Here is a 24,565-nt window from a genome sequence, read left to right on the forward strand (position 1 = left end):
TTACTTCGCGTCCTTCTCGGACTTGGCGGCAGCTTCCTCAGCGGCCGGAGCCTCTTCGGTCTCTGCTGCTTCGGTCTCGGCGGCCTCAGCTGCGGGAGCCTCTTCGGTCTCTGCAGCTTCGGTCTCGGCGGCTTCGGTCTCGGCGACCGGAGCTGCTTCAGCGTTGTCGGCGTCCTGCTTGTCAGCATCGCGCTTCGCGGCGGAGATAGCCTCGGCTACCACTGCCTGCTTGGCGGAAACCGGCTCAAGAACCAGTTCGATGACAGCCATGGGAGCGTTGTCGCCCTTGCGGTTGCCGATCTTGGTGATGCGGGTGTAGCCGCCGTCGCGGTTCTCCACTGCCTGGGCAATGTCGGTGAACAGCTCGTGGACGACGCCCTTGTTGCTGATCAGGCCGAGCACACGACGGCGGGAAGCCAGGTCGCCGCGCTTGGCGAAGGTCACCAGACGCTCGGCGTACGGCTTCAGCCGCTTGGCCTTGGTCACCGTGGTGGTGATCCGCTTGTGCTCGAACAGTGCGGCTGCCAGGTTCGCGAGCATGAGGCGCTCGTGAGCCGGGCCGCCTCCGAGGCGCGGACCCTTAGTGGGGGTAGGCATAACTATTTCTCCTCATATGGAAGCCGGCGGGCTGTGCACGCTGCGGTGCGTCCAGCCTGCTGGCCAAGATCTGTTTTAGAGCTCGTCGTCGCTGAAAGCGGCGTCGTCCTCTTCGATGGCTGCGGCGCGGGCTGCAAGATCGAAACCGGGAGGGGAGTCCTTGAGGGACAGACCCAGTTCAACGAGCTTTGCCTTGACCTCGTCGATGGACTTCGCACCGAAGTTACGGATGTCCATCAGGTCAGCCTCGGAGCGGGCAACGAGTTCACCCACGGTGTGGATGCCCTCACGCTTGAGGCAGTTGTAGGAACGGACGGTGAGGTCCAGATCCTCGATCGGCAGGGCCATGTCTGCTGCCAGGGCAGCATCCGTCGGCGACGGGCCAATCTCGATACCTTCAGCTGCGGTGTTCAGCTCGCGGGCCAGACCGAACAGTTCCACCAGGGTGGTACCTGCCGAAGCGACCGCGTCGCGCGGGGCGATGGCCTGCTTGGTCTCGACGTCGACAATGAGCTTGTCGAAGTCAGTGCGCTGCTCAACACGGGTAGCTTCCACGCGGAAAGTAACCTTCAGCACCGGCGAGTAGATCGAGTCGACCGGGATGCGGCCGATCTCGGAGTCGCCGGACTTGTTCTGAGCTGCCGAAACGTAGCCGCGGCCGCGCTCGATGGTCAGTTCGAGTTCGAACTTGCCCTTCGAGTTCAGCGTGGCAATGTGCAGATCCGGGTTGTGGAATTCGACGCCGGCCGGCGGAGCGATGTCCGCGGCGGTGACGACTCCCGGGCCCTGCTTGCGCAGGTAAGCAACAACCGGCTCGTCGTGCTCGGAGGAGACCGACAGGTTCTTGATGTTCAGGATGATCTCGGTGACATCTTCCTTGACACCCGGAACCGTGGTGAACTCGTGCAGCACGCCATCAATCCGGATGCTCGTGACAGAGGCACCGGGGATGGAGGAGAGCAGGGTACGGCGGAGGGAGTTTCCGAGGGTGTAACCGAAGCCCGGCTCCAGCGGTTCAATGATGAAACGGGAGCGGTTATCGGAGACGACCTCTTCGGAGAGGGTGGGGCGCTGTGCAATGAGCACTTAGGTTTCCTTTCGGCGAGCATCCGCTATATGACGCAACACAGGTGGTGGAAAGATCGGTCTAATGACTTAACGCGGCTGGGCCTGCCCGGACCGGTGAGGGTCCGGGCAAGCTCCGGCTAAGAATTAGACGCGGCGGCGCTTCGGCGGGCGGCAGCCGTTGTGCGCGCTGGGGGTTACGTCCTGGATGGACCCAACCTCGAGGCCAGCGGCCTGCAGTGAACGGATGGCGGTCTCGCGTCCGGATCCCGGTCCCTTGACGAACACGTCAACCTTGCGCATGCCGTGCTCCTGTGCACGCTTTGCGGCGGCTTCGGCGGCCATCTGGGCAGCGAACGGGGTGGACTTACGGGAGCCCTTGAAACCAACCTCACCGGACGAAGCCCAGGAGATGACAGCACCGTTCGGGTCCGTGATGGACACGATGGTGTTGTTAAAGGTGCTCTTGATGTGCGCCTGGCCCAGCGCGATATTCTTCTTGTCCTTCTTACGCGGCTTGCGAACCGCGCCACGAGTCTTCGGGGGCATTATTTCTCCTACAGAAAGTTATTGGGGGAAGCCGAGCTAATCCCGAGGGATTTAGCGGGCCTTCTTCTTGCCTGCGACGGTGCGCTTCGGACCCTTGCGGGTACGGGCGTTGGTCTTGGTGCGCTGGCCGCGCACTGGCAGGCCCTTGCGGTGGCGAATACCTTCGTAGCTGCCGATCTCAACCTTGCGGCGGATGTCAGCGGCCACTTCGCGGCGAAGGTCACCCTCAACCTTGTAGTTGCCTTCAATGTAGTCACGCAGCTGAACCAGTTCGGCGTCAGTCAGGTCCTTGACCCGGACGTCAGCGCTGATGCCGGTGGCAGTCAGGGTTTCGTGTGCACGGGTCTTACCCACGCCGTAGATGTAAGTAAGCGCAATTTCCAGCCGCTTTTCGCGGGGAATGTCTACGCCAGCGAGACGAGCCATAGTGGCAGTGCTCCTTGAATAAACCGGAGGTCGTAGGCAGTACACCCGTACAATCCGTACGGCCCCAGCCTCCGACCGGGGGTTAGCTGTCCGGACTCGTTGTTGCTCAGTGTCCCAGATCAGCTTGTGCTGCCTTTTATTTACTTGCGTGGGTTAGCAACCCAGGGTTTCCCGTGAAGGAAATTAGCCCTGGCGCTGCTTGTGGCGCGGGTTCTCGCAGATCACCATGACCCGGCCATTACGGCGGATCACTTTGCACTTTTCGCAGATCTGCTTAACGCTCGGCTTGACCTTCATGGCGTTCCTTTGCGTGTTGCAGTTGGTCAGCTGGACCGGCCCGTAGCTCGTGCTTTGGCCGGCCAGTGTTTACTTGTAGCGGTAGACGATACGACCACGTGTCAGGTCGTACGGGCTCAGCTCCACCACTACCCGGTCCTCAGGGAGAATCCTGATGTAGTGCTGGCGCATCTTTCCAGAGATGTGTGCCAGAACGATGTGCTTGTTGGTGAGCTCAACGCGAAACATCGCGTTAGGCAGCGCCTCGGTCACAACGCCCTCGATCTCAATGACCCCGTCCTTCTTGGCCATACCCTCCGCTAACTGTTGTTGCCACAGCCCCTCCGGCTTGCACCGGCGATCACTGCGGACGTTTTTTGATTGCTTGGCTGAAGCCTCCGGCCCACAAAAGGGCACAACAGGGCAGACAACCAACAGTCAACACTACGGCATTGCGGGCCGAATGTTAAATCCAGCCATGCTAGCGCACTCCGTCCCCGTATGCACGAAACCGCCCCGCCGCCGTCTCAACCCCGGTTGCTGCCGCGATCCCGTCCAGGATGGCCAGCCGGACGACGTCGGCTGCCGCGCTCTGCAAGGTAATCAGGCTCAACTGCCGCGCAGACTCGGTCCCGCGGTCCAGCGCGACAGCGCCGGTAGCGAGGGCGAACACGGTGTCCCCGTCGGCCAGGGTATGGCTTGGGTCCAGGGCCCGCGCGAGGCCGGCGTGCGAAGCCGATGCCGTGCGCTTGCACTCGGCCTTGTCCAGGACAGCGTTCGTGGCGACGACGACGAGTGTGGTGTTGAGGGGCGGCGCATCCGAAACCCTCTGCGTGCTCGCTCGTTCCTCGCTTAGACGCACGCTGCCGGGTTCCGGATGTGCCGCCCTATCCGGACTCGTTCCTTCTGCGACTTTCGCGACAGACGTGTCGAAAGGCAGGCCAAGGGCGTTCACTACCGCGAGGGCGCCCACGACAACAGGCCCGTCGCCGGAGATGTTTTCTATGGTGATCGATGCTGTGCCTATTCCGCCCTTGAACTGGCCCCGGCCTATGAGGGCTCCGGTGCCGGCGCCGACGTTGCCTCGTTCGACGTCGTGCCCGTCCGGGCGGGAGGCCGCATCCGCGGTGGCGGCGTAGCCCATGGCGGCGTCGGGCCGGGAGGCGAAGTCGCCGCCGCGGCCCAGATCGAAGATGGCCGCCGCCGGGACAATCGGCACCACACCTCCGGGCACCGCGAAGCCTCTCCCCCGCTCCTCGCACCAGCGCTGGGCGCCGTGCGCGGCCGCCAGACCGAACGCGCTGCCGCCGGTGAGCACAACGGCGTCGACGGCGGTGCTCAGCGTGGTGGGGTCCAGCGCATCGGTTTCGTGCGTTCCGGGGCCGCCGCCACGGACGTCAACCGAGCCGGTGGTCCCCGGCGGCGGAAGCACCACGGTGACGCCGCTCAGCCAGCCGGCCCCGGTCCGGGACGCATGGCCGACGCGGATTCCGGGCACGTCTGTAATCGCTGTCATGGCTCCATTGTGCGCCCCGGCGCCGGGCAATACCCGGCGGCGAGCTCCGCGTCCGCAGGCGAACTCTATGGAATACTGCAACCAACAATAGGTAAACGGGCAAGGAAGCCTGACATAACAAAGCTCTGACAAGGCCTTGTGCGGGGTTCCGCCCACCAACAGTGTGGTGAAGTGTTGTTGATCCCCCGCCCAACTGCCTGCCATTGGCAGGCCTGGATCCGTTAGAGACTCCTATGACTAGACAACTGACAGACCGTCCTGCGGCTACCGCCGGGACCGTCACACCGGGCCAGCGCAGGGGACGCTGGTCCGCCCGGACCCGCAGGGACTTCATCGTGTTCCTTGCGCTGGCCCTGCCGAACCTGGCGTTGATAGCGGTGTTCACCTACCTCCCGCTCATCAACAACATCTACTACTCCACGCTGGACTGGACGCTGGGCTCCGCGTCCGCCACGGTCGTCGGCCTCGACAACTACATCAACTTCTTCACCAGCGCGGATGCCCCCAAGGTGCTGGGGACCACGGCCGTCTTCACCCTCATCACGGTGGGCGGCTCCATGGTCCTAGGACTGCTGGTGGCCCTCGCGCTGAACTCCAAAGTCCGCGGCACCACCTTCGCCCGGTCCGCTGTCTTCGCCCCCTACGTGCTCAGCGGGGTCGGCGTCGGACTGGTCTGGCTGTTCATCTTCGACCCCGGCTACGGCGTGCTGTCCTGGCTGCTCCGCGGGATCGGCCAGCAGAGCCCGCAATGGATCAATGACCCCCAGCTCTCCCTGGTCATGGTGATCATCGTCTACGTCTGGAAGAACCTCGGCTACTGCGCCGTCGTCTACCTCGCCGGCCTGCAGTCACTGCCGCAGGACGTCATGGAAGCCGCCTCGCTGGACGGCGCCAACGGGTTCCGCCGCTTTATCAGCATGTCCGTCCCGCTGCTGTCCCCCACCACTTTCTTCCTGCTCATCACCACGATGCTCAGTTCCCTGCAGGCGTTCGACCTGATCCGGATCATGACCCCGCTGGGCAACGGCACCTCCACCCTGATCTACGAGGCCTACCTGCAGGCCTTCGGCGCCTTCAACCGCGCCGGATACTCGGCGTCCATCTCCGTGGTCCTCTTCGCGATCCTCCTGATCATTACCGTGCTGCAGGTGCGGTTCGTAGAACGGAAGGTGCACTACTCGTGAGCACTCTCTCCCCCGTCAACCCGGATCCGGCCGCCAACGCCGGGACGGCCGCCGGTCCCAAGGCTCCGCTGCAGCGCCAGCGGCCCTTTTCCCGCGCCAACCTGGTCCAGACCATCGCCGGTGGCTACGTCCCGCTCATCCTTGCCACGCTCGTGGTGGTCCTTCCGCTGCTCTGGATGGTGCTGAGTTCCTTCAAGCAGCCCGGCGAGATCGTCACGATGGACCTGAAGATCCTGCCGGAGAGCGTAAACCTGGACAACTACCACGTCGCGATGACCACGGTGCCGTTCGCCCGGTTCTTCATGAACAGCCTGATCGTCACCACCGTGGGCGCCACCGTGAAGGTCATCCTGGCCATCCTCACCGCCTACGCCCTGGTCTTTGTGCGCTTTCCCTTCAAGAACGTCATTTTTATTGTCATCCTGGTCGCCCTCATGGTGCCGCCGCAGGTGTCCATCCTGCCCAACTACATCCTGATCGCGGGCATGGGCGGGAAGAACACCCTGTGGGGGATCATCCTTCCGGGGCTGGGCACCGCGTTCGGCACCTTCCTGCTGCGCCAGCACTTCATGACGCTCCCCGGCTCCATCCTGGAGGCGGCCGAGATCGACGGCGCGGGGCACTGGCGGCGGCTCTGGCAGGTCGTCGTCCCGGTCTCCGGCCCCTCCATTGCGACCGTCGCCCTGGTCACCGTGGTGAGCGAATGGAATGACTACATCTGGCCGCTCATCATCACGGACCGGCCGGAGACCATGACACTGCCGGTGGGCCTGACCCTCCTGCAGAATTCGGAAGGCAACGGCTCCGGCTGGGGCATCCTGATGGCCGGCGCGGTACTGGTGATCGTTCCGATCCTGCTGGTCTTCGCCGCACTGCAGCGCTACATCGTGGCCGGCCTCACCCAAGGCAGCGTTACCGGGTGACCCCGCCGCTGAGGCATCGGGCCGACGGCCCCCAAAGCATCCCAACATCACAACGAGTCACCACTTTTGAGAGGATCCACCATGGCAATTAATCTTGACCGCCGACACTTCCTTGGCCTGGCCGGCGCAGGCGCAGGAGCCGCGGCCCTGGCGGCCTGCGGCGGCCCCACCACGGGAGGCGGCGCCGCGGCCACCGGCACGGCGGACATTGACTTCAGCGGCGTGAAGCCTGCCTCGTCCATCGATTTCTGGACCAACCACCCGGGCAAGTCCCAGGAGGTTGAAAAGGCGATTATCGAAAAGTTCCAGGCGAAGTTCCCGGAGATCAAGGTCAACCTGATCACCGCCGGCGCCAACTACGAAGAAATCGCGCAGAAGTTCCAGACGTCCCAGGCCGCGAAGTCGGCCCTGCCGGGCCTCGTGGTGCTCTCCGATGTGTGGTGGTTCCGGTACTTCACCAACGGCAACATCATCCCGCTCAACAGCCTGGTCAAGCAGCTGGACATCAAGGTGGACGACTTCCAGAAGTCGCTCGTCGCGGACTACCAGTACGCCGACAAGCAGTGGGCGCTCCCCTACGGCCGCTCCACCCCGCTGTTCTACTACAACAAGGACCACTTCAAGGCCGCGGGCCTGCCGGACCGGGCACCGAAGACCTGGCAGGAGTTCGGCGAATGGGCCCCGAAGCTTAAGGCGAGCTCCGGCGCGCAGTACGCCTACATCTACCCCGCGCTGGCCGGCTACGCCGGCTGGACCCTGCAGAACAACCTCTGGGGCTGGGGCGGCAGCTGGTCCAACGAGTGGACCATCAACTGTGATTCCGCCGAGTCGGTGGAGGCTCTCCAGTGGGCCCAGGATTCGATTTACAAGGACAAGTGGGCCGGTGTTTCCTCCAAGGAGGCCGCGGACGACTTCGCCGCCGGCATCACCTCCACCACGATCGCCTCCACCGGTTCGCTGCTGGGTGTGCTCAGCTCGGCCAAGTTCAACGTCGGCGTCGGCTTCCTGCCGGGCGGTCCCAAGAATGAAACCGGCGTCTGCCCCACCGGCGGCGCCGGGCTGGGCATCCCCAGCGGCGTCAGCAAGGAGGTCCAGCTCGCTGCGGCAACCTTCCTGAAGTTCATGACCGAGCCGGAGAACACCGCCGCGTTCTCCGCCGCCACCGGCTACATGCCGACCCGGACCTCCGCCGACATGACCGCGGTGCTCGCCAAGACGCCGCAGATCAAGACGGCCATCGACCAGCTCGCGGTCACCCGGGTGCAGGACAACGCCAGGGTGTTCCTGCCGGGCGCGGACCAGGAGATGGCCAAGGCGGCCGCGGCGATCCTCACCCAGCAGGGCGACGTCGAGGCCACCATGACCGCGCTCAAGGGCACCCTCGAGGGGATCTACAACAAGGACGTGAAGCCGAAGCTGAAGAGCTGACGCTGCGCTCCCTGCCTGAGGATACGACGAATCCCTGGCGACGCTGGAATACCAGCGTCGCCAGGGATTCGTTGTATCGCGGGCGGTAATGCCCGACGCCGTTGCCGCCGCGAAGGGGACGCTTAGGGAATCGGGACGGGCACGACCCCGAGCGGCGCCAGCTTCGAGGCTCCCCCGTCCGGCGCGGAGAGCACCCAGATGCCCTTTTCGTGCACCGCGACGGAGTGCTCCCACTGGCAGGACCGCTTCCCGTCCGTGGTGACGACGGTCCAGTCGTCCTCAAGGGTGGCGGTTTCGATGCTGCCGCGGACCAGCATGGGTTCGATGGCCAGGCACAGCCCGGGACGGATCTTGGTCCCGCGGTGGCCCGTTCGGTAGTTCAGCACGTCCGGCGCCATGTGCATCTCCGAACCGATGCCGTGGCCCACGTAGTCCTCCAGGATGCCCAGCGGTTTGCCCGGCACCGAGGAAACATAATCGTCCACGGCGTTGCCGATGTCGCCGACGAACTTGCCGGTGGCCAGCGCCGCGATACCGTGCCACATGGCCGCCTCGGTGACGTCGGAGAGCCGCTGGTCCTCCGGGTCGGCCGTTCCGACAATGACGGTCCGGGCCGAGTCGGAGTGCCAGCCGTCCACGATCGCGCCGCCGTCGATCGAGATGATGTCCCCGTCCTGCAGGACGCGGTCGCCCGGGATGCCGTGCACCACTTCCTCGTTGACCGAGGTGCAGATGGTGGCCGGGAAGCCGTGGTAGCCAAGGAAGTTGGACTTCGCCCCGGCGTCCTGCAGCACCCCGGCGAAGACGGCGTCGAGGTCGCGGGTGGTCACTCCGGGGACGGCTGCAGCCACGGCGGCGTCGAGCGCGCGGCTCAGCACCAGCCCGGCTTCATGCATGGTCCGCATCTGGGCGTTGGTCTTGTATTCAATGCGGGGCTGGCCAAATGCCATCCTCAGCGTCCTTTCGGTGGTGCCGCGCGGCCCGGTGACGGGCGCACGGACAAATGGCTGAGGCTCCTCCCGGCAATGCGGGAGGAGCCTCGGTAGTCACGGGCCCGGATCAGGCGGACTGTGCCGCTTTGATGGCCTGCATCACGCGGTCGGTGACCTCGTCGATGCCGCCGATGCCGTCGACCTGGGTGAGGATGTCGCGCTCGGCATACTTGGCCACCACGGCTTCGGTCTGGCCGTGGTAGAGGTCCAGCCGGTGCCGGATGACGGCTTCATTGTCATCGCTGCGGCCCGTGTCCTTCGCGCGCCCCAGCAGGCGGGTGACGAGTTCCTCGTCGTCGGCCGTGAGCTGCAGGACGACGTCGAGCACCTGGCCCCCGTCGGCGAGGATCCCGTCGAGGTAGTCCACCTGCGCGGTGGTGCGCGGGTAACCGTCCAGCAGGAAGCCGGCTTCGACGTCGGACTCGGTGAGGCGGTCCCGGACCATCTTGTTGGTCACGCTGTCCGGGACGAAGTCGCCCGCGTCCATGTATTTCTTGGCTTCGATGCCGAGCGGCGTCTCACCCTTGACGTTGGCACGGAAGATGTCGCCAGTGGAGATCGCAACAACGCCGAGGCGCTCCGAAATACGTTCCGCCTGTGTCCCCTTGCCGGAACCGGGAGGTCCGATAATCAACATTCTCGTCATCGCAAAAGCCCTTCGTAGTGACGCTGCTGTAGCTGCGCATCAATCTGCTTGACGGTCTCCAAACCTACGCCCACCATGATCAGGATCGAGGTGCCGCCGAACGGGAAGTTCTGGTTGGCGTTGATCAGGACCAAAGCAATCAGCGGGATCAGGGCCACAAAGCCCAGGTAGATCGCGCCGGGCAAAGTGATCCTGGAAAGCACGTACTGCAGGTAATCCGCGGTCGGCTTGCCGGCACGGATACCCGGAATGAAGCCGCCGTACTTCTTCATGTTGTCAGAAACTTCCTCAGGGTTGAAAGTGATCGCAACATAGAAGTAAGTGAAGAACACAATCATGGCGAAGTACAGGGCCATGTAGATGGGGTGGTCGCCGCGGGTCAGGTTGTTGTTGATCCACTCGACCCAGGGAGCCACGGGCTCGCCCGGCTTGGGCTGGTTGAACTGTGAGATCAGGCCCGGCAGGTACAGCATCGAGGAGGCAAAGATGACGGGCACGACGCCGGCCATGTTCACCTTGATGGGGATGTAGGTGCTGGTGCCGCCCACGGTGCGGCGGCCGATCATGCGCTTGGCGTACTGCACCGGGATGCGGCGCTGGGACTGCTCAACGAAGACAACCAGCGCCACGGTCAGCAGGCCGATGACCAGGACCATAAAGAAGGTGCCCGGGCCTTGGGCGGTCCAGATGGCGCCGAGGGAGGTGGGGAAGCCAGCGGCGATCGAGGTGAAGATGAGCAGCGACATGCCGTTGCCCACGCCCTTCTCGGTCACGAGCTCGCCCATCCACATGATCAGGCCGGTTCCGGCCGTCAGGGTGATGATGATCAGGATCGTGGTGATGATGCTGGAGTCCGGGATGATCGGCAGCTGGCAGTTCGGCAGCAACTGGCCGGAGCGCGCCAGCGACACCAGCGTCGTGGCGTTCAGCAGGCCCAGGGCGATCGTCAGGTAACGGGTGTACTGGGTCAGCTTGGACTGGCCCGAGGCGCCCTCGTCGTAGAGCTGCTGGAACCGGGGAATGACCACACGGAGCAGCTGGACGATGATGCTCGCCGTGATGTACGGCATGATCCCGAGTGCGAAGATCGAGACCTGCAGCAATGCACCGCCGCTGAACAGGTTGACGAGCTGGTAAATCCCGCCCGAGGTCTGACCGTTCTGCAAGCATTGCTGGACATTCTGGTAGTTCACACCAGGCGAGGGGATGAAGGCACCCAAGCGGAAGATTGTGATGATTCCCAGCGTGAACAACAACTTGCGTCGCAGATCAGGCGTGCGAAAGGCCCGGCCAAATGCGCTAAGCAAGCGTCCTCCTGAGTAATAAGTAAAGTCGTGTGAGATAGGTCAAATAAACCCAACAACCGAGTCTAACGGGTGGATGTGCCCGGCGAACAATCGGCATGGCCCGGAAAATGAAAAAACTCCCGGCACCGGGGGCCTGAGCCCCACGGTGCCGGGAGTTTCAACAACGGGCGAGTGCCCCGCCGCCTTGTTAGAGGGCGGTGGTGCTTCCGCCTGCTGCAGCAATCTTTTCTGCGGCGCTGGCCGAGAATGCGTGGACGGTGACGTCAACCTTGACGGTGATGTCGCCGGTGCCCAGCACCTTGACGGGCTGGTTCTTGCGAACGGCACCCTTTTCGACCAGGTTCTCCACGGTGACTGCGCCACCTTCCGGGAACAGCTCGTTGAGCTTGTCCAGGTTTACAACCTGGTACTCAACCCGGAACGGGTTCTTGAAGCCGCGCAGCTTCGGCAGGCGCATGTGCAGCGGCAGCTGGCCGCCGGCAAAGCCAGCCTTGATCTGGTAGCGGGCCTTCGTACCCTTGGTACCGCGACCGGCGGTCTTACCCTTGGAACCTTCACCACGACCAACGCGGGTCTTGGCGGTCTTGGCACCCGGGGCGGGACGCAGGTGGTGAACCTTCAGTGCGTTCTGCTTCTCAGCAGCGGCGCCCTGTGCCTTCTCGGCGGTGTTCTTCTCTGCCATTTACTTCGCCTCCTCTACCTTTACCAGGTGCGGAACCGTGTTGAGCATTCCGACGGTCACGGCGTCGGCGGTGCGGACAACAGTGTGTCCGATCCGCTTCAGGCCGAGGGACCGAAGGGTGTCGCGCTGGTTCTGCTTGCCGCCAATGGCGGACTTGATCTGAGTGATCTCCAACTGAGCGTCGGAGGGAATCAGGTTCTTAGCCATGACTCAGACACCTGCCTTCTGGTTCAGGAGCGCCTTCACCATTGCCGGCGGAGCGATCTCGTCGAGCGGGAGGCCGCGGCGTGCTGCCACTGCTGCCGGCTCTTCGAGGCGCTTCAGTGCATCAACGGTCGCGTGGACGATGTTGATGGCGTTGGAGGAACCGAGCGACTTGGAGAGGATGTCGTGGATGCCCACGCACTCCAGTACTGCACGGACCGGACCGCCGGCGATAACACCGGTACCGGCGGAAGCCGGACGCAGCATAACAACGCCTGCGGCGGCCTCACCCTGAACGCGGTGCGGGATGGTGCTGCCGATGCGCGGAACGCGGAAGAAGGACTTCTTGGCCTCTTCAACGCCCTTTGCAATGGCGGCGGGAACTTCCTTGGCCTTGCCGTAGCCGACGCCGACCATACCGTTGCCGTCACCGACGACGACGAGGGCGGTGAAGCTGAAGCGACGACCACCCTTGACGACCTTGGAAACACGGTTGATGGTTACGACGCGCTCTACGAACTGGCTCTTCTCGGCTTCGCGGCCGCCGTCGCGGCCACCACGGCCACCACGGTCGCCACGGCCCTGGCCGCGGTCGCCACGCTCGCCACGACGGGCGCCACCACGGCGGTCGTCAGTGGTAGCAGGCGCAGCGGTCTCAGCTGCCGGAGCAGCTACAGCTTCAGTCACCTGAATGTCCTTTTCGTTATTTTCGGTCACAGTGCCAGCCCACCTTCACGTGCGCCGTCAGCGACGGCGGCGATCCGGCCGTGGTACTTGTTACCACCGCGGTCGAAGACAACAGCTTCGATCCCTGCAGCCTTGGCGCGCTCGGCAACGAGCTCGCCAACGCGCTTGGCCTTGGCGGTCTTGTCACCGTCGAATGCACGAAGGTCGGCTTCCAGAGTGGACGCGCTCGCTACGGTCAGGCCCTTGGTGTCATCGACAACCTGGACGAATACGTGGCGTGCGGAACGGTTGACGACCAGACGCGGACGTACAGCCGTACCGGAGATGCGCTTGCGGATACGAAGCTGGCGGCGGCTGCGCTGGGCAGACTTGCTCTTGTTCGTACGCTTCTTGTTAATTGCGATGGCCATGGTTACTTACCAGCCTTTCCGACCTTGCGGCGGATGACTTCGCCGGCGTAGCGGATGCCCTTGCCCTTATAGGGGTCCGGCTTCCGCAGCTTGCGAATGTTGGCAGCAACCTCGCCGACCTGCTGCTTGGAGATACCTGAAACAGAGAGCTTGGTCGGGGTCTCAACTGCAAAGGTGATGCCGTTCGGCGCCGAGACGCTAACCGGGTGGCTGTAGCCCAGAGCGAACTCCAGGTCAGAACCCTTGGCCTGGACGCGGTAACCGGTACCGACAATCTCAAGCTTCTTCTCGTAGCCTGCGGTAACGCCCTGGATCATGTTGGCGATCAGGGTGCGGGTCAGGCCGTGCAGCGAACGGGAGGCGCGCTCGTCGTTCGGGCGGGCGACAGTCAGGGTGCCATCTTCCAGGGTGACCTCGATCGGGCTGGCCACAGTGTGGCTCAGCTCGCCCTTGGAACCCTTGACGCTGACGACAGAGCCGTCAACCTTGACCTCAACGCCGGCAGGAACGGTGATGGGGAGACGTCCAATACGTGACATTATTCTCTTCCTTTCCCGTTACCAGACGTAAGCGAGGACTTCGCCGCCCACGCCCTTCTTGCCGGCCTGCTTGTCAGTCAGGAGGCCGGAAGAGGTGGACAGGATTGCGATACCCAGGCCACCCAGCACGTGCGGCAGGTTGGTGGACTTTGCGTAAACGCGCAGCCCCGGCTTGGAAATACGACGAACACCAGCGATGGAACGCTCGCGGTTCGGACCGAACTTGAGCTCGAGGGTCAGCTTCTTGCCAACCTCCGCGTCTTCTTCCTTCCAGGAGGCGATGAAGCCTTCTGCCTTCAGGATGTCAGCAACGCGTGCCTTGAGCTTGCTGTAAGGCATAGACACGGAATCGTGGTATGCCGAGTTTGCATTGCGCAGACGCGTAAGCATATCTGCGACAGGATCTGTCATAGTCATGTGGGCTCTTGCCCTTCCTCATAACGGTTTCCGCTGTCCTGGCAACAGAGCCAGTCAGCCGGACCTTTTACGTAGCTAGATTAATCTTCGGTCTTGAACGGGAAGCCAAGCGCCTTGAGGAGCGCGCGGCCTTCGTCGTCGGTCTTGGCAGTGGTCACGACAGTGATGTCCATACCGCGAACGCGGTCAATGGAATCCTGGTCGATCTCGTGGAACATAACCTGCTCGGTCAGACCGAAGGTGTAGTTGCCGTTGCCGTCGAACTGCTTGCCGCTGAGGCCCCGGAAGTCGCGGATACGCGGCAGTGCCAGCGTGACCAGACGGTCCAGGAATTCCCACATGCGGTCGCCACGCAGAGTTGCGTGCGCACCGATCGGCATGCCTTCGCGCAGCTTGAACTGTGCGATCGACTTGCGGGCCTTGGTTACCTGCGGCTTCTGGCCGGTGATCAGGGTCAGATCGCGGACGGCGCCGTCGATCAGCTTGGAGTCCTTGGCGGCATCTCCAACACCCATGTTCACAACGACCTTCACCAGACGGGGAACCTGGTTGACGTTCTCGTACTTGAATTCCTCAACGAGCGAGCTCTTGATGGAATCCGCGTACTTGGTCTTCAGACGAGGAACGATCTTGCTTGCCGGAGTCTCGAGAGTCTCAGTCATTAGATGTCCTTCCCTGAGCTCTTGGCCACGCGGACACGCACTTCACGCTTCACGCCATCGCGCTCAACGGTCTCGGTGCGGAAACCGACGCGGGTGGGCTTCTTGGTGGAGGGGTCAACCAGAGCCACGTTGGAGATGTGGATTGAAGCCTCAACGACCTCGATGCCACCGGTCTTGGTGCCGCGCTGCGACTGACCGACCTTGGTGTGCTTGGTTACGCGGTTAATGCCTTCGACCAACACGCGGTTGGTTTCCGGGAATACGCGCAGAACCTTGCCCTGCTTGCCACGGTCGCCGCCGCGCTCAGCCTTGGCGCCAGTGATGACCTGAACGAGGTCACCCTTTTTGATCTTAGCCATGGACTAGAGCACCTCCGGAGCCAGAGAAACGATCTTCATGAACTTCTTATCGCGAAGTTCACGACCAACCGGTCCGAAGATACGGGTACCGCGGGGGTCACCGTCGTTCTTCAGGATCACAGCTGCGTTCTCGTCAAACTTGATGTAGGAACCATCCGCACGGCGGCGTTCCTTCTTGGTACGGACGATGACAGCCTTGACGACGTCGCCCTTCTTTACGTTGCCGCCCGGAATTGCGTCCTTGACGGTAGCGACGATCACGTCGCCAATGCCTGCGTAGCGACGGCCAGATCCACCGAGAACGCGAATGGTAAGGATTTCCTTAGCACCCGTGTTGTCGGCGACCTTGAGTCGCGACTCCTGCTGAATCACTATTTACTCCTTGCGTCGCGCCGGTTCTCAGACCGAAAATCTTCCTACGGAATGAGCCTTGCGGAACGGTTGATCGGGGTGTCTCTTGACCTGCCTGGATTTTGCCAGACCAGGCCTAAACGCCCGTGCCAAAAACAGTTGCTTCCCTGGCGCGCGGGGCGCGAGGGGGCACTATGCCGTGGCACGATTGTTTACGAGGTTGATGATGACGCACGAAAGGCGCCATACAAACTCAATATCCTAGCATGGCCCGGGCCCCTGCGTTGAATCGGCCAATACCATAGACCCTCCCGCACGTTTGGCACGCCCTGCCCCGACGCTCCCTCACATCCGGCACGCCCTGCCCCGACGCTCCCTCACATATGGCCGGCGTCCGACCAGTTGGCAACCACACCTGAGGTAGCGTCCCCCAAGGACACGCAAAACCTGAGGGAGCGTCCCCCAGAATCGCGCCAGAGGTGAGGGAGCGTCTGGGGAGGGCTGCGCGGGGCCGGTAGTACCTGGGAACGAGGAAACCCCCGCTCCCAGGAGGGAACGGGGGTTTCGGCGCAGATCCCCTTGCGGGGCAGCTGCAGGTGTTACTTGGCCTTCTCGAGGATCTCCACCAGGCGCCACCGCTTGGTAGCGGACAGCGGGCGGGTCTCGGCGAGGAGAACGAGGTCGCCGATGCCGGCGGAGTTCTCTTCGTCGTGAGCCTTGATCTTCGTGTTGCGGCGCATAACCTTGCCGTAAAGGGCGTGCTTCACGCGGTCTTCGACCTGGACAACGATGGTCTTTTCCATCTTGTCCGAGACGACGTAGCCGCGCTTCGTCTTACGGTAACCGCGCTCGTCAGCCTTGGCTGCGTCGGAAACAGTTTCCGTCACGTTCTCGTCCTTTTCACTCACTTGGCATCCTCCTCGGTCTCAACCGTGTCAGCCTTGTCAGCCTTCTTGGTTGCAGCCTTCTTGGACTTCTTTTCTTCCTTGGCTTCCACAACCGGTGCGGCAACCTCGGCACGAATGCCCAGCTCGCGCTCACGGAGAACGGTGTAGATGCGTGCGATGTCCTTCTTTACCGCGCGCAGACGACCGTGGTTCTCCAGCTGTCCGGTGGCGGACTGGAAACGCAGGTTGAACAGCTCTTCCTTGGCCTTGCGGAGTTCTTCAACGAGACGCTCGTTGTCGAAACCGTCCAGCTGTGCGGATGCAAGTTCCTTGGATCCTACTGCCATTTCTACTCACCACCTTCGCGACGCACAATGCGTGCCTTCAACGGCAGCTTGTGGATTGCCAGGCGCAGGGCCTCGCGAGCTACCTCTTCACTGACACCGGAGAGTTCGAAGAGAACCCGGCCCGGCTTGACGTTTGAGACCCACCATTCCGGAGAACCCTTACCGGAACCCATGCGGGTTTCGGCAGGCTTCTTCGTCAGCGGACGGTCCGGGTAGATGTTGATCCAGACCTTGCCGCCACGCTTGATGTGGCGGGTCATCGCGATACGGGCAGATTCGATCTGACGGTTGGTGACGTAGGCCGGGCTCAGAGCCTGGATACCCCACTCACCGAACGAGACCTCGGTGCCGCCCGTGGCAGCGCCGGAACGACCCGGGTGGTGCTGCTTACGGTGCTTTACTCGACGCGGGATAAGCATTTAAGCCTGTCCTCCTTCTACTGCCGGTGCAGCTGCTTCGACAGCCGGAGCTTCGGCAGCAGCGGGTGCAGCCTCGGCCGGGCGGTCGTTACGACGACGGCGGTCACCACGGTCAGCGCCACCCGGGCGGCCCGGACGATCGCTGGCACCACGGCCGCGGGACGGAGCAGCAGCTGCCTGCTGAGCCAGTTCCTTGGCGGTGACGTCACCCTTGTAGATCCAGACCTTCACGCCGATGCGGCCGAAGGTGGTCTTGGCCTCGTAGAAGCCGTAGTCGATGTTCGCGCGGAGGGTGTGCAGGGGCACACGGCCTTCGCGGTAGAACTCCGAGCGGGACATTTCTGCGCCACCCAGTCGACCCGAGCAAGCGATACGGATGCCCTTGGCACCGGCACGCTGTGCGGACTGCATTGCCTTCTTCATCGCACGGCGGAAAGCCACGCGGGAAGTCAGCTGCTCTGCAACGCCCTGGGCAACAAGCTGTGCTTCCATCTCGGGGTTCTTGACCTCGAGGATGTTCAGCTGGACCTGCTTGCCCGTGAGCTTTTCGAGCTCGCCGCGGATGCGGTCTGCTTCGGCGCCGCGGCGGCCGATGACGATGCCCGGACGTGCCGTGTGGATATCCACGCGGACACGGTCGCGGGTGCGCTCGATCTCGACCTTGGCGATGCCGGCGCGCTCCATGCCCGTGGACATGAGCTGGCGGATGCGGATGTCTTCGCGAACGAAGTCCTTGTACCGCTGGCCGGACTTGGTGCTGTCGGCGAACCAGTGCGATACGTGATCGGTGGTGATACCGAGTCGGAACCCGTGCGGGTTAACTTTCTGTCCCACTTAGCGAGCCTCCTCTTTCTCCGGGGTAGCGACTACCACGGTGATGTGGCTCGTGCGCTTCTTGATCTGAAATGCACGACCCTGGGCACGCGGCTGGAACCGCTTCATGGTCGGGCCTTCATCAACAAACGCTTCGCTGATGATGAGGTCACCTTCGTCAAACGCCACGCCGTCGCGGTCCGCGAGGACCCGGGCGTTGGAGATTGCCGACTGAACTACCTTGAATACCGGCTCAGAAGCTGCCTGCGGGGCAAACTTCAGAATTGCCAGAGCCTCGTTCGCTTGCTTACCACGAACAAGGTTGACGACGCGCCGGGCCTTCATAGGCGTTACGCGGATGTGACGCGCAATTGCCTTGGCTTCCATTGCTTTCCTTCTCTCGTCTTTGACGTAAGTGCAGGCGCCTAGCGGCGCTTGCCCTTACGGTCGTCCTTGACATGGCCGCGGAATGTCCGCGTGGGAGCGAATTCGCCGAGCTTGTGCCCGACCATCGACTCAGTGACAAACACCGGGATGTGCTTGCGTCCGTCGTGCACGGCGATCGTGTGGCCGAGCATGTCGGGGACGATCATCGAACGGCGGGACCAGGTCTTGATGACGTTCTTGGTGCCCTTTTCGTTTTCCCTGGCTACCTTCACAAAGAGGTGCTGGTCAACGAAAGGACCTTTTTTCAGGCTGCGTGGCATGTGTCCAGGCTCCTATCGCTTGTTCTTGCCAGTACGACGGCGACGAACAATAAGCTTGTCGCTCTCTTTGTTGGGACGGCGGGTGCGGCCTTCGCGCTTACCGTTCGGGTTGACGGGGTGACGTCCACCGGACGTCTTACCCTCGCCACCACCGTGCGGGTGGTCGACCGGGTTCATGGCGACACCACGGACGGTCGGGCGGACGCCCTTCCAGCGCATACGGCCGGCCTTGCCCCAGTTGATGTTCGACTGCTCGGCGTTGCCGACCTCGCCGACGGTTGCGCGGCAGCGCACGTCAACGTTGCGGATTTCGCCGGAAGGCAGACGCAGCTGGGCGAAACGGCCTTCCTTGGCAACAAGCTGGATCGACGCGCCGGCGGAGCGGCCCATCTTGGCGCCGCCACCCGGACGCAGTTCGACTGCGTGGATTACGGTACCGACCGGGATGTTGCGCAGCGGCAGGTTGTTGCCGGGCTTGATGTCAGCGTCGGCACCTGCTTCCACGGTGTCACCCTGGGACAGCTTGTTCGGGGCGATGATGTAACGCTTGGTGCCATCAACGTAGTGCAGGAGGGCGATGCGAGCCGTGCGGTTCGGATCGTACTCGATTTCGGCAACGCGGGCGTTGACGCCGTCCTTGTCGTGGCGACGGAAGTCGATCAGACGGTACTGACGCTTGTGTCCACCACCCTTGTGACGGGTCGTGATCTTACCGGTGTTGTTACGGCCACCCTTTTTCGGGAGGGGACGTACCAACGACTTTTCCGGCGTCGACCGCGTGATTTCGGTGAAGTCCGCTACGCTCGAGCCACGACGGCCCGGGGTAGTCGGCTTGTATTTACGGATTCCCATAATATATTTCCTCGTTAAAGTGGTCTCCGCTACGAGAGCGGACCGCCGAAGATGTCGATAGTGCCTTCTTTGAGGCTCACAATGGCACGCTTGGTGTTCTTGCGGGTACCCCATCCGAATTTGGTGCGCTTGCGCTTACCGGCACGGTTGATGGTGTTGATCGATTCGACCTTGACGGAGAAAATCTTCTCCACGGCCAGCTTGATCTCGGTCTTGTTCGAGCGGGGGTCCACCAGGAAGGTGTACTTGCCCTCGTCGATCAGGCCGTAGCTCTTTTCCGAAACGACGGGTGCAAGCACGACGTCGCGCGGGTCTTTGATGGTGGCTGCGCTCACTTGGCATCCTCCTCGTTCTTTGCAGCCTTGTCAGCAACGAATGCTTCGTAGGCAGCCTTGGTGAAGACTACGTCGTCAGAAACGAGCACGTCGTAGGTGTTCAGCTGGTCTGCGTACAGAACGTGAACATCCTGGAGGTTGCGCACGGAGAGTGCAGCAACATCGTTGGCGCGGTCGATGACAACGAGCAGGTTCTTGCGCTCGGAGACGCCACGCAGCGTTGCCAGCGCTTCACGGGAGGACGGCTTGGTGCCGGCTACCAGTTCAGCAACGACGTGGATGCGGCCGTTACGGGCGCGGTCAGAGAGAGCGCCGCGCAGTGCAGCAGCAATCATCTTCTTGGGGGTGCGCTGGCTGTAGTCACGCGGCGTCGGGCCGTGGACGATGCCACCACCGGTCATGTGAGGAGCACGGATGGAACCCTGACGGGCGCGGCCGGTGCCCTTCTGCTTGAACGGCTTGCGACCTGCACCGGAAACCTCGGCGCGGGTCTTGGTCTTGTGGGTACCCTGGCGAGCAGCAGCGAGCTGTGCAACGACGACCTGGTGCAGCAGCGGCACGTTGGTCTGTACGTCGAAGATCTCTGCAGGCAGGTCAACCTTGACAGTGCTAGTCATTGAACTAGGCTCCCTTCACGGCGGTGCGTACGAGTACGACCTGGCCGCGGGCGCCGGGGACGGCACCCTTGATCAGGAGCAGCGACTTCTCGACGTCAACCGCGTGGACCGTGAGGTTCAGCGTGGTGTGACGAACGGCGCCCATGCGGCCGGCCATTTTCATGCCCTTGAAGACGCGGCTCGGGGTGGATGCGCCACCGATAGAACCGGGCTTACGGTGGTTCTTGTGGGCACCGTGGGAAGCTCCAACGCCGTGGAAGCCGTGACGCTTCATAACACCGGCGAAGCCCTTACCCTTGGTGGTGCCAACGACGTCGATCTTCTGGCCGGCTTCGAAGAGCTCAACGGAGAGCTCCTGGCCCAGCTCGTAAGAGTCAGCATCTGCAGTGCGCAGTTCTACGACGTGGCGGCGAGGCGTGACGCCTGCCTTTTCAAAGTGACCAGCCAGCGGCTTGGTGACCTTGCGGGGGTCGATCTGGCCGTAGCCGATCTGAACGGCGACGTAGCCATCAGTCTCTGCGTTGCGCAGCTGCGTGATGACGTTCGAGTCAGCCTGGACCACAGTGACGGGGATGAGCTTGTTGTTCTCGTCCCAGACCTGGGTCATGCCGAGCTTCGTGCCCAGCAGGCCCTTTACGTTACGGGTTGCGGTCATAGTCTCTCAGCACCTCCCTACAGCTTGATTTCGATGTTCACGTCGGCCGGCAGGTCGAGACGCATGAGCGAATCGACAGCCTTGGGCGTGGGATCGATGATGTCGATAAGACGCTTGTGCGTGCGCATTTCAAAGTGCTCGCGGCTGTCCTTGTACTTGTGCGGAGAGCGGATTACGCAGTAAACGTTCTTCTCCGTCGGCAGCGGCACGGGGCCAACTACAGTTGCGCCTGCGCGCGTGACCGTCTCAACGATCTTCCGTGCTGAAACGTCAATGACCTCGTGGTCGTATGACTTCAGCCGGATGCGGATTTTTTGTCCCGCCATGTCGCCTGACTCTCTTTCAGTCTGTGCTTCCCCTGATTAGGGCTGCCCTGTTCACTTACTCGTTGTATGGCTGCCGAAGCATTTGAAGTCGTAACTACCATCAGCCGCACAAGCTGAATCCGGATGATTCCGGGTTCCTCAACCTGCCGGCCAACCGACCCCCGCGGTCGGGCGTGTCGCGCTTTGCACGCATACTCGTCCGCAAATCCTTGGGAAGTGGGTTATGTTTGGGCTCTGACCTGGACCCTGACACCCGGCATTATCCGGATCGGGACGCGAAAGAGCGCTTGAACAACTCATCTAGTATGCCGGAATTAATCCGCAGAAGCCAATCAGCCCCCGACGGCGGCCCGCACCTGCCCTAACCGGCGCCCTTCCGGGCGCCCTGTCATTGCCTTCAGCAACAGTCAATACGAAGATAGGGGCATGACCGTGCAGGATTCACCCGCCGTCCAGGCCCTCGCTGCCAAGCTGCGGCCCGGCTTCCTGCTGGGAGTGGCCTCCGCGGCCTTCCAGATCGAAGGCGCCCTCGCGGCCGGGGGCCGCGGGCCTTCCGGCTGGGACGCCTTTGCCGAAAAGCCCGGCAGCATCCAGGACGGCCACTCCCCCGCCGTCGCCTGCGACCACTACAACCGTTCCGACGAAGATATCCGGCTGATGCGCGACCTCGGCATCGACTCGTACCGCTTCTCCATCTCCTGGCCGCGGATCCAGCCGGACGGCACCGGGCCGTTCAATTCCGAGGGCCTCGACTTCTACGACCGGCTGATCGACCGGCTCCTCGAGGCCGGCATTTCCCCGATGGCCACGCTGTACCACTGGGACACGCCGCTCCCGCTGGAGCAGCGGGGCGGCTGGATGAACCGGACGACGGCGGAGCGTTTCGCCGAGTACAGCGCAGCCGCCGGCGCCAGATTCGGCGACCGGGTAGCCCAGTGGGTGACCCTGAACGAGCCGGCCTCCGTCACCCTCAACGGCTATGCCTTGGGCGTGCACGCGCCCGGCCACGACCTGCTGTTCGACGCCCTGCCCTCGGTCCACCACCAGCTCCTGGCCCACGGACTCGCCGTGCAGGCGTTGCGGGCCGCGGGCGTGACCGGCGCGGTCGGCGTCACCAACCTGCACTCCCCCGTCCGGCCGGCGTCGGGCTCCGTCACGGACCGGCTGCTGGCGAAGGTCTTCGACCTGGGGTTGAACCGCATCTACGCCGACCCGATCCTGCTGGGCACCTACCCCAAGCCTCCGCTGGTGGCTCGGCCCTGGTTCCGTTCGCTCGGCAAGATCTCCGACGCGGACCTGCGCACCATCCACCAGCCATTGGATTTCTACGGCCTGAACTACTACTACCCGGTGAAGGTGGCCACCGGCCGTGGCCCCGCGGACAGCCCGGTCGGCACGGCCGAGGCGATGCTGCGGTTGCCGTTCCACTTCGCCGCCTTCCCGGAGTACGAGACCACCGGCTTCGGCTGGCCGGTTGCCCCCGACCACCTGGGCGCACTGCTGCGGGAAATGAAGGACCGGTACGGCGACGCGCTCCCGCCGCTGTACATCACGGAGAGCGGGGCGAGCTTCCCGGAACCGGACCATGTGGACGGGCCGCTCCCCGACGTCGGCCGGATCAACTACCTCGCCGACCATCTGGGCCACGCCCTGGCGGCGACCGCCCCCGGCGGGGTCGCTGACGACGTCGAACTTCTGGGCTATTACGTCTGGACCCTGATGGACAACTTCGAATGGGCGGCCGGCTACTCCCAACGCTTCGGCCTGGTGCACGTGGACTTCGACACCCAGGCGCGGACCCCGAAGGAGTCCTACTACTGGTACCAGGCGCTCAGCCGGGCCCGGCCGGAAACACGCCCCGGCTGACCGGCCGGGCTACCAACGGCGCTGCTAGCGGTTCTTGTTGGCGCGGTCGATGCGCTTTGCGCGCTCGATCTCATGCCGGAAGTACCTCTTGGCCCACAGGCCGCCCGCGACGACGGCGGCCAGCACCGCCAGGAAAATGATCCATTCCATGCCGGACTCCTTTCTTCACCGCCCACGGTAGCAGGAGGTTAAACAGAACAGCCCCGCTGCAGTGCAGCGGGGCTGTTCTGTTCGTCACGGCGGCCGTTAAACGGCCGGACCGATCAGGAGTTCAAGCTCAGATCAGCAAGTAATTACTTGATGATCTTGGTGACGCGTCCCGAACCAACGGTGCGGCCGCCTTCGCGGATTGCGAAGCCGAGGCCCTCTTCCATTGCGATCGGCTGGATGAGCGCAACGGTCATCTCAGTGTTGTCGCCGGGCATAACCATTTCCGTGCCTTCCGGCAGGGTGATAACGCCGGTTACGTCCGTGGTGCGGAAGTAGAACTGCGGGCGGTAGTTGGAGTAGAACGGGTTGTGACGTCCGCCTTCGTCCTTGGAGAGGATGTAGACGTTGGCCTCGAAGTCGGTGTGCGGGGTGATGGAACCCGGCTTGACGACAACCTGGCCACGCTCGACATCGTCGCGCTTCAGACCGCGGAGCAGGAGGCCACAGTTCTCGCCGGCCCATGCTTCGTCGAGCTGCTTGTGGAACATCTCGATACCGGTAACCGTGGTCTTCTGGACCGGGCGGATGCCGACGATCTCGACCTCAGAGTTGATCGCGAGGGTTCCACGCTCGGCGCGGCCCGTAACAACGGTGCCACGGCCGGTGATCGTGAAGACGTCTTCGATCGGCATCAGGAACGGCTTGTCGCGGTCACGAACCGGGTCCGGAACGGACTCGTCGACGGCAGCCATCAGGTCCTCAACGGACTTGACCCACTCCGGGTCGCCTTCCAGAGCCTTCAGGCCCGAAACGCGGACAACCGGTGCTTCGTCGCCATCGAAGCCCTGCGAGCTCAGGAGCTCACGAACTTCCATTTCGACGAGGTCGAGGAGTTCCTCGTCATCGACCATGTCAGCCTTGTTCAGTGCCACCAGCAGGTAGGGAACACCAACCTGGCGGGCGAGCAGGACGTGCTCGCGGGTCTGGGCCATCGGACCGTCAGTGGCGGCAACCACGAGGATTGCACCGTCCATCTGAGCAGCGCCGGTGATCATGTTCTTGATGTAGTCAGCGTGACCCGGAGCGTCTACGTGTGCGTAGTGGCGCTTCTCGGTCTGGTACTCAACGTGGGAGATGTTGATGGTAATGCCGCGCTGACGCTCTTCGGGTGCAGAGTCAATCGACGCGAAGTCACGCTTCTCGTTGAGAGTCGGGTACTTGTCGTACAGCACCTTGGAAATGGCGGCCGTCAGCGTCGTCTTACCGTGGTCAACGTGACCAATGGTACCGATGTTAACGTGCGGCTTAGTCCGCTCGAACTTTGCCTTTGCCACAGGTTCCTCCTAGAACGTTTTCAAATGACTTACCCTT

At 63.0% G+C, this 24,565-nt stretch carries 36 protein-coding genes; 4 read left to right on the forward strand and 32 right to left on the reverse strand.

The window, feature by feature from the left end; translation table 11 throughout:
• From rplQ to AC1MED_RS14050, 7 genes are all read right to left on the reverse strand, one after another.
• Positions 1–597: a 50S ribosomal protein L17 gene (gene rplQ, locus AC1MED_RS14020; protein WP_479783845.1), complete on the reverse strand. Its 597-nt coding sequence runs from the start codon at positions 595–597 to the stop codon at positions 1–3.
• A 75-nt stretch (positions 598–672) separates the two neighbouring features.
• The gene (locus AC1MED_RS14025) at positions 673–1,683 is read right to left on the reverse strand and encodes a DNA-directed RNA polymerase subunit alpha (protein ID WP_024366109.1); all 1,011 of its coding nucleotides are present in this window, start codon (positions 1,681–1,683) and stop codon (positions 673–675) included.
• Between the two features lie 126 nt (positions 1,684–1,809).
• Complete coding sequence (rpsK, locus tag AC1MED_RS14030) at positions 1,810–2,211, reverse strand: 30S ribosomal protein S11 (RefSeq protein ID WP_018773682.1); 402 nt, start codon at positions 2,209–2,211, stop codon at positions 1,810–1,812.
• Between the two features lie 51 nt (positions 2,212–2,262).
• Positions 2,263–2,637, reverse strand: coding sequence for a 30S ribosomal protein S13 (gene rpsM, locus AC1MED_RS14035; protein WP_346959871.1), 375 nt, complete (start codon positions 2,635–2,637; stop codon positions 2,263–2,265).
• 183 nt (positions 2,638–2,820) lie between these two features.
• Positions 2,821–2,934: a 50S ribosomal protein L36 gene (gene rpmJ, locus AC1MED_RS14040; protein ID WP_009358722.1), complete on the reverse strand. Its 114-nt coding sequence runs from the start codon at positions 2,932–2,934 to the stop codon at positions 2,821–2,823.
• 69 nt (positions 2,935–3,003) lie between these two features.
• On the reverse strand, positions 3,004–3,225 hold the full coding sequence (gene infA / locus AC1MED_RS14045; protein WP_009358723.1) for a translation initiation factor IF-1: 222 nt from the start codon (positions 3,223–3,225) through the stop codon (positions 3,004–3,006).
• Positions 3,226–3,394: 169 nt separating this feature from the next.
• Complete coding sequence (locus AC1MED_RS14050) at positions 3,395–4,429, reverse strand: P1 family peptidase (RefSeq protein ID WP_479783846.1); 1,035 nt, start codon at positions 4,427–4,429, stop codon at positions 3,395–3,397.
• 233 nt (positions 4,430–4,662) lie between these two features.
• Here AC1MED_RS14050 and AC1MED_RS14055 point away from each other — a divergent pair, with 233 nt between their 5' ends.
• The 3 genes from AC1MED_RS14055 (at position 4,663) to AC1MED_RS14065 (ending at position 7,964) form a co-directional block, all read left to right on the forward strand.
• Positions 4,663–5,613, forward strand: coding sequence for a carbohydrate ABC transporter permease (locus AC1MED_RS14055; protein WP_479783847.1), 951 nt, complete (start codon positions 4,663–4,665; stop codon positions 5,611–5,613).
• Positions 5,610–6,536 carry a carbohydrate ABC transporter permease gene (locus tag AC1MED_RS14060; RefSeq protein WP_479783848.1) on the forward strand — a complete coding sequence of 309 codons (927 nt, stop codon included), beginning with the start codon at positions 5,610–5,612 and terminating at the stop codon, positions 6,534–6,536. Before AC1MED_RS14055 ends, AC1MED_RS14060 begins: the two co-directional genes overlap by 4 nt.
• A gap of 81 nt (positions 6,537–6,617) precedes the next feature.
• Positions 6,618–7,964 (forward strand): ABC transporter substrate-binding protein, encoded by a 1,347-nt coding sequence (locus AC1MED_RS14065; RefSeq protein ID WP_479783849.1) that lies wholly within the window; start codon positions 6,618–6,620, stop codon positions 7,962–7,964.
• Between the two features lie 122 nt (positions 7,965–8,086).
• Here the strand turns inward: AC1MED_RS14065 and map are convergent, their stop codons facing one another.
• The 23 genes from map to rpsJ all read right to left on the reverse strand — a co-directional run bounded on the left by map (position 8,087) and on the right by rpsJ (position 21,178).
• Positions 8,087–8,914: a type I methionyl aminopeptidase gene (gene map / locus AC1MED_RS14070; RefSeq protein WP_479783850.1), complete on the reverse strand. Its 828-nt coding sequence runs from the start codon at positions 8,912–8,914 to the stop codon at positions 8,087–8,089.
• Positions 8,915–9,023: 109 nt separating this feature from the next.
• Positions 9,024–9,593, reverse strand: coding sequence for an adenylate kinase (locus AC1MED_RS14075; RefSeq protein ID WP_479786693.1), 570 nt, complete (start codon positions 9,591–9,593; stop codon positions 9,024–9,026).
• A gap of 5 nt (positions 9,594–9,598) precedes the next feature.
• Positions 9,599–10,909, reverse strand: coding sequence for a preprotein translocase subunit SecY (gene secY, locus AC1MED_RS14080; protein ID WP_479783851.1), 1,311 nt, complete (start codon positions 10,907–10,909; stop codon positions 9,599–9,601).
• A 187-nt stretch (positions 10,910–11,096) separates the two neighbouring features.
• The gene (rplO, locus tag AC1MED_RS14085) at positions 11,097–11,591 is read right to left on the reverse strand and encodes a 50S ribosomal protein L15 (RefSeq protein WP_011692793.1); all 495 of its coding nucleotides are present in this window, start codon (positions 11,589–11,591) and stop codon (positions 11,097–11,099) included.
• A complete protein-coding gene (gene rpmD, locus AC1MED_RS14090; protein ID WP_056626615.1) occupies positions 11,592–11,798 on the reverse strand; it encodes a 50S ribosomal protein L30 in 207 nt (68 codons plus the stop codon).
• Between the two features lie 3 nt (positions 11,799–11,801).
• Positions 11,802–12,482: a 30S ribosomal protein S5 gene (rpsE, locus tag AC1MED_RS14095; protein ID WP_346959877.1), complete on the reverse strand. Its 681-nt coding sequence runs from the start codon at positions 12,480–12,482 to the stop codon at positions 11,802–11,804.
• 26 nt (positions 12,483–12,508) lie between these two features.
• Entirely contained in the window at positions 12,509–12,892 is a 384-nt protein-coding gene (gene rplR / locus AC1MED_RS14100) for a 50S ribosomal protein L18 (protein WP_018773674.1), read from the reverse strand.
• 2 nt (positions 12,893–12,894) lie between these two features.
• Positions 12,895–13,431 carry a 50S ribosomal protein L6 gene (rplF, locus tag AC1MED_RS14105; RefSeq protein ID WP_175321177.1) on the reverse strand — a complete coding sequence of 179 codons (537 nt, stop codon included), beginning with the start codon at positions 13,429–13,431 and terminating at the stop codon, positions 12,895–12,897.
• Between the two features lie 18 nt (positions 13,432–13,449).
• On the reverse strand, positions 13,450–13,848 hold the full coding sequence (gene rpsH, locus AC1MED_RS14110) for a 30S ribosomal protein S8 (protein ID WP_056737814.1): 399 nt from the start codon (positions 13,846–13,848) through the stop codon (positions 13,450–13,452).
• Between the two features lie 80 nt (positions 13,849–13,928).
• Entirely contained in the window at positions 13,929–14,510 is a 582-nt protein-coding gene (rplE, locus tag AC1MED_RS14115) for a 50S ribosomal protein L5 (RefSeq protein ID WP_056425240.1), read from the reverse strand.
• Positions 14,510–14,869 (reverse strand): 50S ribosomal protein L24, encoded by a 360-nt coding sequence (gene rplX / locus AC1MED_RS14120; protein WP_066436866.1) that lies wholly within the window; start codon positions 14,867–14,869, stop codon positions 14,510–14,512. Before rplX ends, rplE begins: the two co-directional genes overlap by 1 nt.
• Positions 14,870–14,872: 3 nt before the next feature.
• Positions 14,873–15,241 carry a 50S ribosomal protein L14 gene (gene rplN, locus AC1MED_RS14125; protein ID WP_003803789.1) on the reverse strand — a complete coding sequence of 123 codons (369 nt, stop codon included), beginning with the start codon at positions 15,239–15,241 and terminating at the stop codon, positions 14,873–14,875.
• A 578-nt stretch (positions 15,242–15,819) separates the two neighbouring features.
• Positions 15,820–16,128 carry a 30S ribosomal protein S17 gene (rpsQ, locus tag AC1MED_RS14130; protein ID WP_056737811.1) on the reverse strand — a complete coding sequence of 103 codons (309 nt, stop codon included), beginning with the start codon at positions 16,126–16,128 and terminating at the stop codon, positions 15,820–15,822.
• Positions 16,125–16,454, reverse strand: a complete 330-nt coding sequence (gene rpmC / locus AC1MED_RS14135) for a 50S ribosomal protein L29 (RefSeq protein WP_479783852.1) — start codon at positions 16,452–16,454, stop codon at positions 16,125–16,127. Before rpmC ends, rpsQ begins: the two co-directional genes overlap by 4 nt.
• A gap of 2 nt (positions 16,455–16,456) precedes the next feature.
• Entirely contained in the window at positions 16,457–16,873 is a 417-nt protein-coding gene (gene rplP, locus AC1MED_RS14140; protein WP_138768571.1) for a 50S ribosomal protein L16, read from the reverse strand.
• On the reverse strand, positions 16,874–17,707 hold the full coding sequence (gene rpsC / locus AC1MED_RS14145) for a 30S ribosomal protein S3 (RefSeq protein WP_479783853.1): 834 nt from the start codon (positions 17,705–17,707) through the stop codon (positions 16,874–16,876). It lies immediately after the preceding gene.
• On the reverse strand, positions 17,708–18,073 hold the full coding sequence (gene rplV, locus AC1MED_RS14150; RefSeq protein ID WP_003803798.1) for a 50S ribosomal protein L22: 366 nt from the start codon (positions 18,071–18,073) through the stop codon (positions 17,708–17,710).
• Positions 18,074–18,111: 38 nt separating this feature from the next.
• On the reverse strand, positions 18,112–18,393 hold the full coding sequence (gene rpsS, locus AC1MED_RS14155; protein ID WP_018773666.1) for a 30S ribosomal protein S19: 282 nt from the start codon (positions 18,391–18,393) through the stop codon (positions 18,112–18,114).
• A 12-nt stretch (positions 18,394–18,405) separates the two neighbouring features.
• Positions 18,406–19,245, reverse strand: coding sequence for a 50S ribosomal protein L2 (rplB, locus tag AC1MED_RS14160; RefSeq protein WP_226774755.1), 840 nt, complete (start codon positions 19,243–19,245; stop codon positions 18,406–18,408).
• Between the two features lie 29 nt (positions 19,246–19,274).
• The gene (gene rplW, locus AC1MED_RS14165) at positions 19,275–19,580 is read right to left on the reverse strand and encodes a 50S ribosomal protein L23 (protein ID WP_018773664.1); all 306 of its coding nucleotides are present in this window, start codon (positions 19,578–19,580) and stop codon (positions 19,275–19,277) included.
• Positions 19,577–20,197: a 50S ribosomal protein L4 gene (gene rplD / locus AC1MED_RS14170; protein WP_138768569.1), complete on the reverse strand. Its 621-nt coding sequence runs from the start codon at positions 20,195–20,197 to the stop codon at positions 19,577–19,579. Before rplD ends, rplW begins: the two co-directional genes overlap by 4 nt.
• A gap of 4 nt (positions 20,198–20,201) precedes the next feature.
• The gene (gene rplC / locus AC1MED_RS14175) at positions 20,202–20,852 is read right to left on the reverse strand and encodes a 50S ribosomal protein L3 (RefSeq protein WP_003803812.1); all 651 of its coding nucleotides are present in this window, start codon (positions 20,850–20,852) and stop codon (positions 20,202–20,204) included.
• Positions 20,853–20,869: 17 nt separating this feature from the next.
• Positions 20,870–21,178 carry a 30S ribosomal protein S10 gene (gene rpsJ, locus AC1MED_RS14180; RefSeq protein WP_003803825.1) on the reverse strand — a complete coding sequence of 103 codons (309 nt, stop codon included), beginning with the start codon at positions 21,176–21,178 and terminating at the stop codon, positions 20,870–20,872.
• Positions 21,179–21,604: 426 nt separating this feature from the next.
• On the opposite strand from rpsJ, the gene AC1MED_RS14185 reads away from it, so the two are divergent.
• Positions 21,605–23,044 (forward strand): GH1 family beta-glucosidase, encoded by a 1,440-nt coding sequence (locus AC1MED_RS14185; protein ID WP_479783854.1) that lies wholly within the window; start codon positions 21,605–21,607, stop codon positions 23,042–23,044.
• Between the two features lie 24 nt (positions 23,045–23,068).
• On the opposite strand, the gene AC1MED_RS14190 is transcribed toward AC1MED_RS14185, so the two are convergent.
• Both AC1MED_RS14190 and tuf read right to left on the reverse strand, forming a co-directional pair.
• Complete coding sequence (locus AC1MED_RS14190; protein ID WP_479783855.1) at positions 23,069–23,194, reverse strand: hypothetical protein; 126 nt, start codon at positions 23,192–23,194, stop codon at positions 23,069–23,071.
• A 143-nt stretch (positions 23,195–23,337) separates the two neighbouring features.
• Complete coding sequence (tuf, locus tag AC1MED_RS14195; RefSeq protein WP_003803827.1) at positions 23,338–24,528, reverse strand: elongation factor Tu; 1,191 nt, start codon at positions 24,526–24,528, stop codon at positions 23,338–23,340.
• Between the last annotated feature and the right edge of the window lie 37 nt (positions 24,529–24,565).

Source organism: Arthrobacter sp. BI5 (assembly GCF_056680065.1).

Bases quoted from the DNA above. Each gene is read 5' to 3' on its own strand.
- AC1MED_RS14065 (WP_479783849.1), top strand. From the start codon at position 6,618: ATGGCAATTAATCTTGACCGCCGACACTTCCTTGGCCTGGCCGGCGCA.
- rplQ (WP_479783845.1), bottom strand. From the start codon at position 597: ATGCCTACCCCCACTAAGGGTCCGCGCCTCGGAGGCGGCCCGGCTCAC.
- rplD (WP_138768569.1), bottom strand. From the start codon at position 20,197: ATGACTAGCACTGTCAAGGTTGACCTGCCTGCAGAGATCTTCGACGTA.
- rpmD (WP_056626615.1), bottom strand. From the start codon at position 11,798: ATGGCTAAGAACCTGATTCCCTCCGACGCTCAGTTGGAGATCACTCAG.
- rplV (WP_003803798.1), bottom strand. From the start codon at position 18,073: ATGGAAGCCAAGGCAATTGCGCGTCACATCCGCGTAACGCCTATGAAG.
- rpsS (WP_018773666.1), bottom strand. From the start codon at position 18,393: ATGCCACGCAGCCTGAAAAAAGGTCCTTTCGTTGACCAGCACCTCTTT.
- rpsK (WP_018773682.1), bottom strand. From the start codon at position 2,211: ATGCCCCCGAAGACTCGTGGCGCGGTTCGCAAGCCGCGTAAGAAGGAC.
- rplP (WP_138768571.1), bottom strand. From the start codon at position 16,873: ATGCTTATCCCGCGTCGAGTAAAGCACCGTAAGCAGCACCACCCGGGT.
- rpsH (WP_056737814.1), bottom strand. From the start codon at position 13,848: ATGACTATGACAGATCCTGTCGCAGATATGCTTACGCGTCTGCGCAAT.
- rpsJ (WP_003803825.1), bottom strand. From the start codon at position 21,178: ATGGCGGGACAAAAAATCCGCATCCGGCTGAAGTCATACGACCACGAG.
- map (WP_479783850.1), bottom strand. From the start codon at position 8,914: ATGGCATTTGGCCAGCCCCGCATTGAATACAAGACCAACGCCCAGATG.
- rplC (WP_003803812.1), bottom strand. From the start codon at position 20,852: ATGACCGCAACCCGTAACGTAAAGGGCCTGCTGGGCACGAAGCTCGGC.
- rplB (WP_226774755.1), bottom strand. From the start codon at position 19,245: ATGGGAATCCGTAAATACAAGCCGACTACCCCGGGCCGTCGTGGCTCG.
- rpmC (WP_479783852.1), bottom strand. From the start codon at position 16,454: ATGGCAGTAGGATCCAAGGAACTTGCATCCGCACAGCTGGACGGTTTC.
- AC1MED_RS14050 (WP_479783846.1), bottom strand. From the start codon at position 4,429: ATGACAGCGATTACAGACGTGCCCGGAATCCGCGTCGGCCATGCGTCC.
- AC1MED_RS14185 (WP_479783854.1), top strand. From the start codon at position 21,605: ATGACCGTGCAGGATTCACCCGCCGTCCAGGCCCTCGCTGCCAAGCTG.
- rplO (WP_011692793.1), bottom strand. From the start codon at position 11,591: ATGGCAGAGAAGAACACCGCCGAGAAGGCACAGGGCGCCGCTGCTGAG.
- AC1MED_RS14190 (WP_479783855.1), bottom strand. From the start codon at position 23,194: ATGGAATGGATCATTTTCCTGGCGGTGCTGGCCGCCGTCGTCGCGGGC.
- AC1MED_RS14055 (WP_479783847.1), top strand. From the start codon at position 4,663: ATGACTAGACAACTGACAGACCGTCCTGCGGCTACCGCCGGGACCGTC.
- rplF (WP_175321177.1), bottom strand. From the start codon at position 13,431: ATGTCACGTATTGGACGTCTCCCCATCACCGTTCCTGCCGGCGTTGAG.
- rplX (WP_066436866.1), bottom strand. From the start codon at position 14,869: ATGGCTAAGATCAAAAAGGGTGACCTCGTTCAGGTCATCACTGGCGCC.
- rpsM (WP_346959871.1), bottom strand. From the start codon at position 2,637: ATGGCTCGTCTCGCTGGCGTAGACATTCCCCGCGAAAAGCGGCTGGAA.
- rpmJ (WP_009358722.1), bottom strand. From the start codon at position 2,934: ATGAAGGTCAAGCCGAGCGTTAAGCAGATCTGCGAAAAGTGCAAAGTG.
- rplE (WP_056425240.1), bottom strand. From the start codon at position 14,510: ATGACTGAGACTCTCGAGACTCCGGCAAGCAAGATCGTTCCTCGTCTG.
- infA (WP_009358723.1), bottom strand. From the start codon at position 3,225: ATGGCCAAGAAGGACGGGGTCATTGAGATCGAGGGCGTTGTGACCGAG.
- rplR (WP_018773674.1), bottom strand. From the start codon at position 12,892: ATGGCCATCGCAATTAACAAGAAGCGTACGAACAAGAGCAAGTCTGCC.
- AC1MED_RS14075 (WP_479786693.1), bottom strand. From the start codon at position 9,593: ATGTTGATTATCGGACCTCCCGGTTCCGGCAAGGGGACACAGGCGGAA.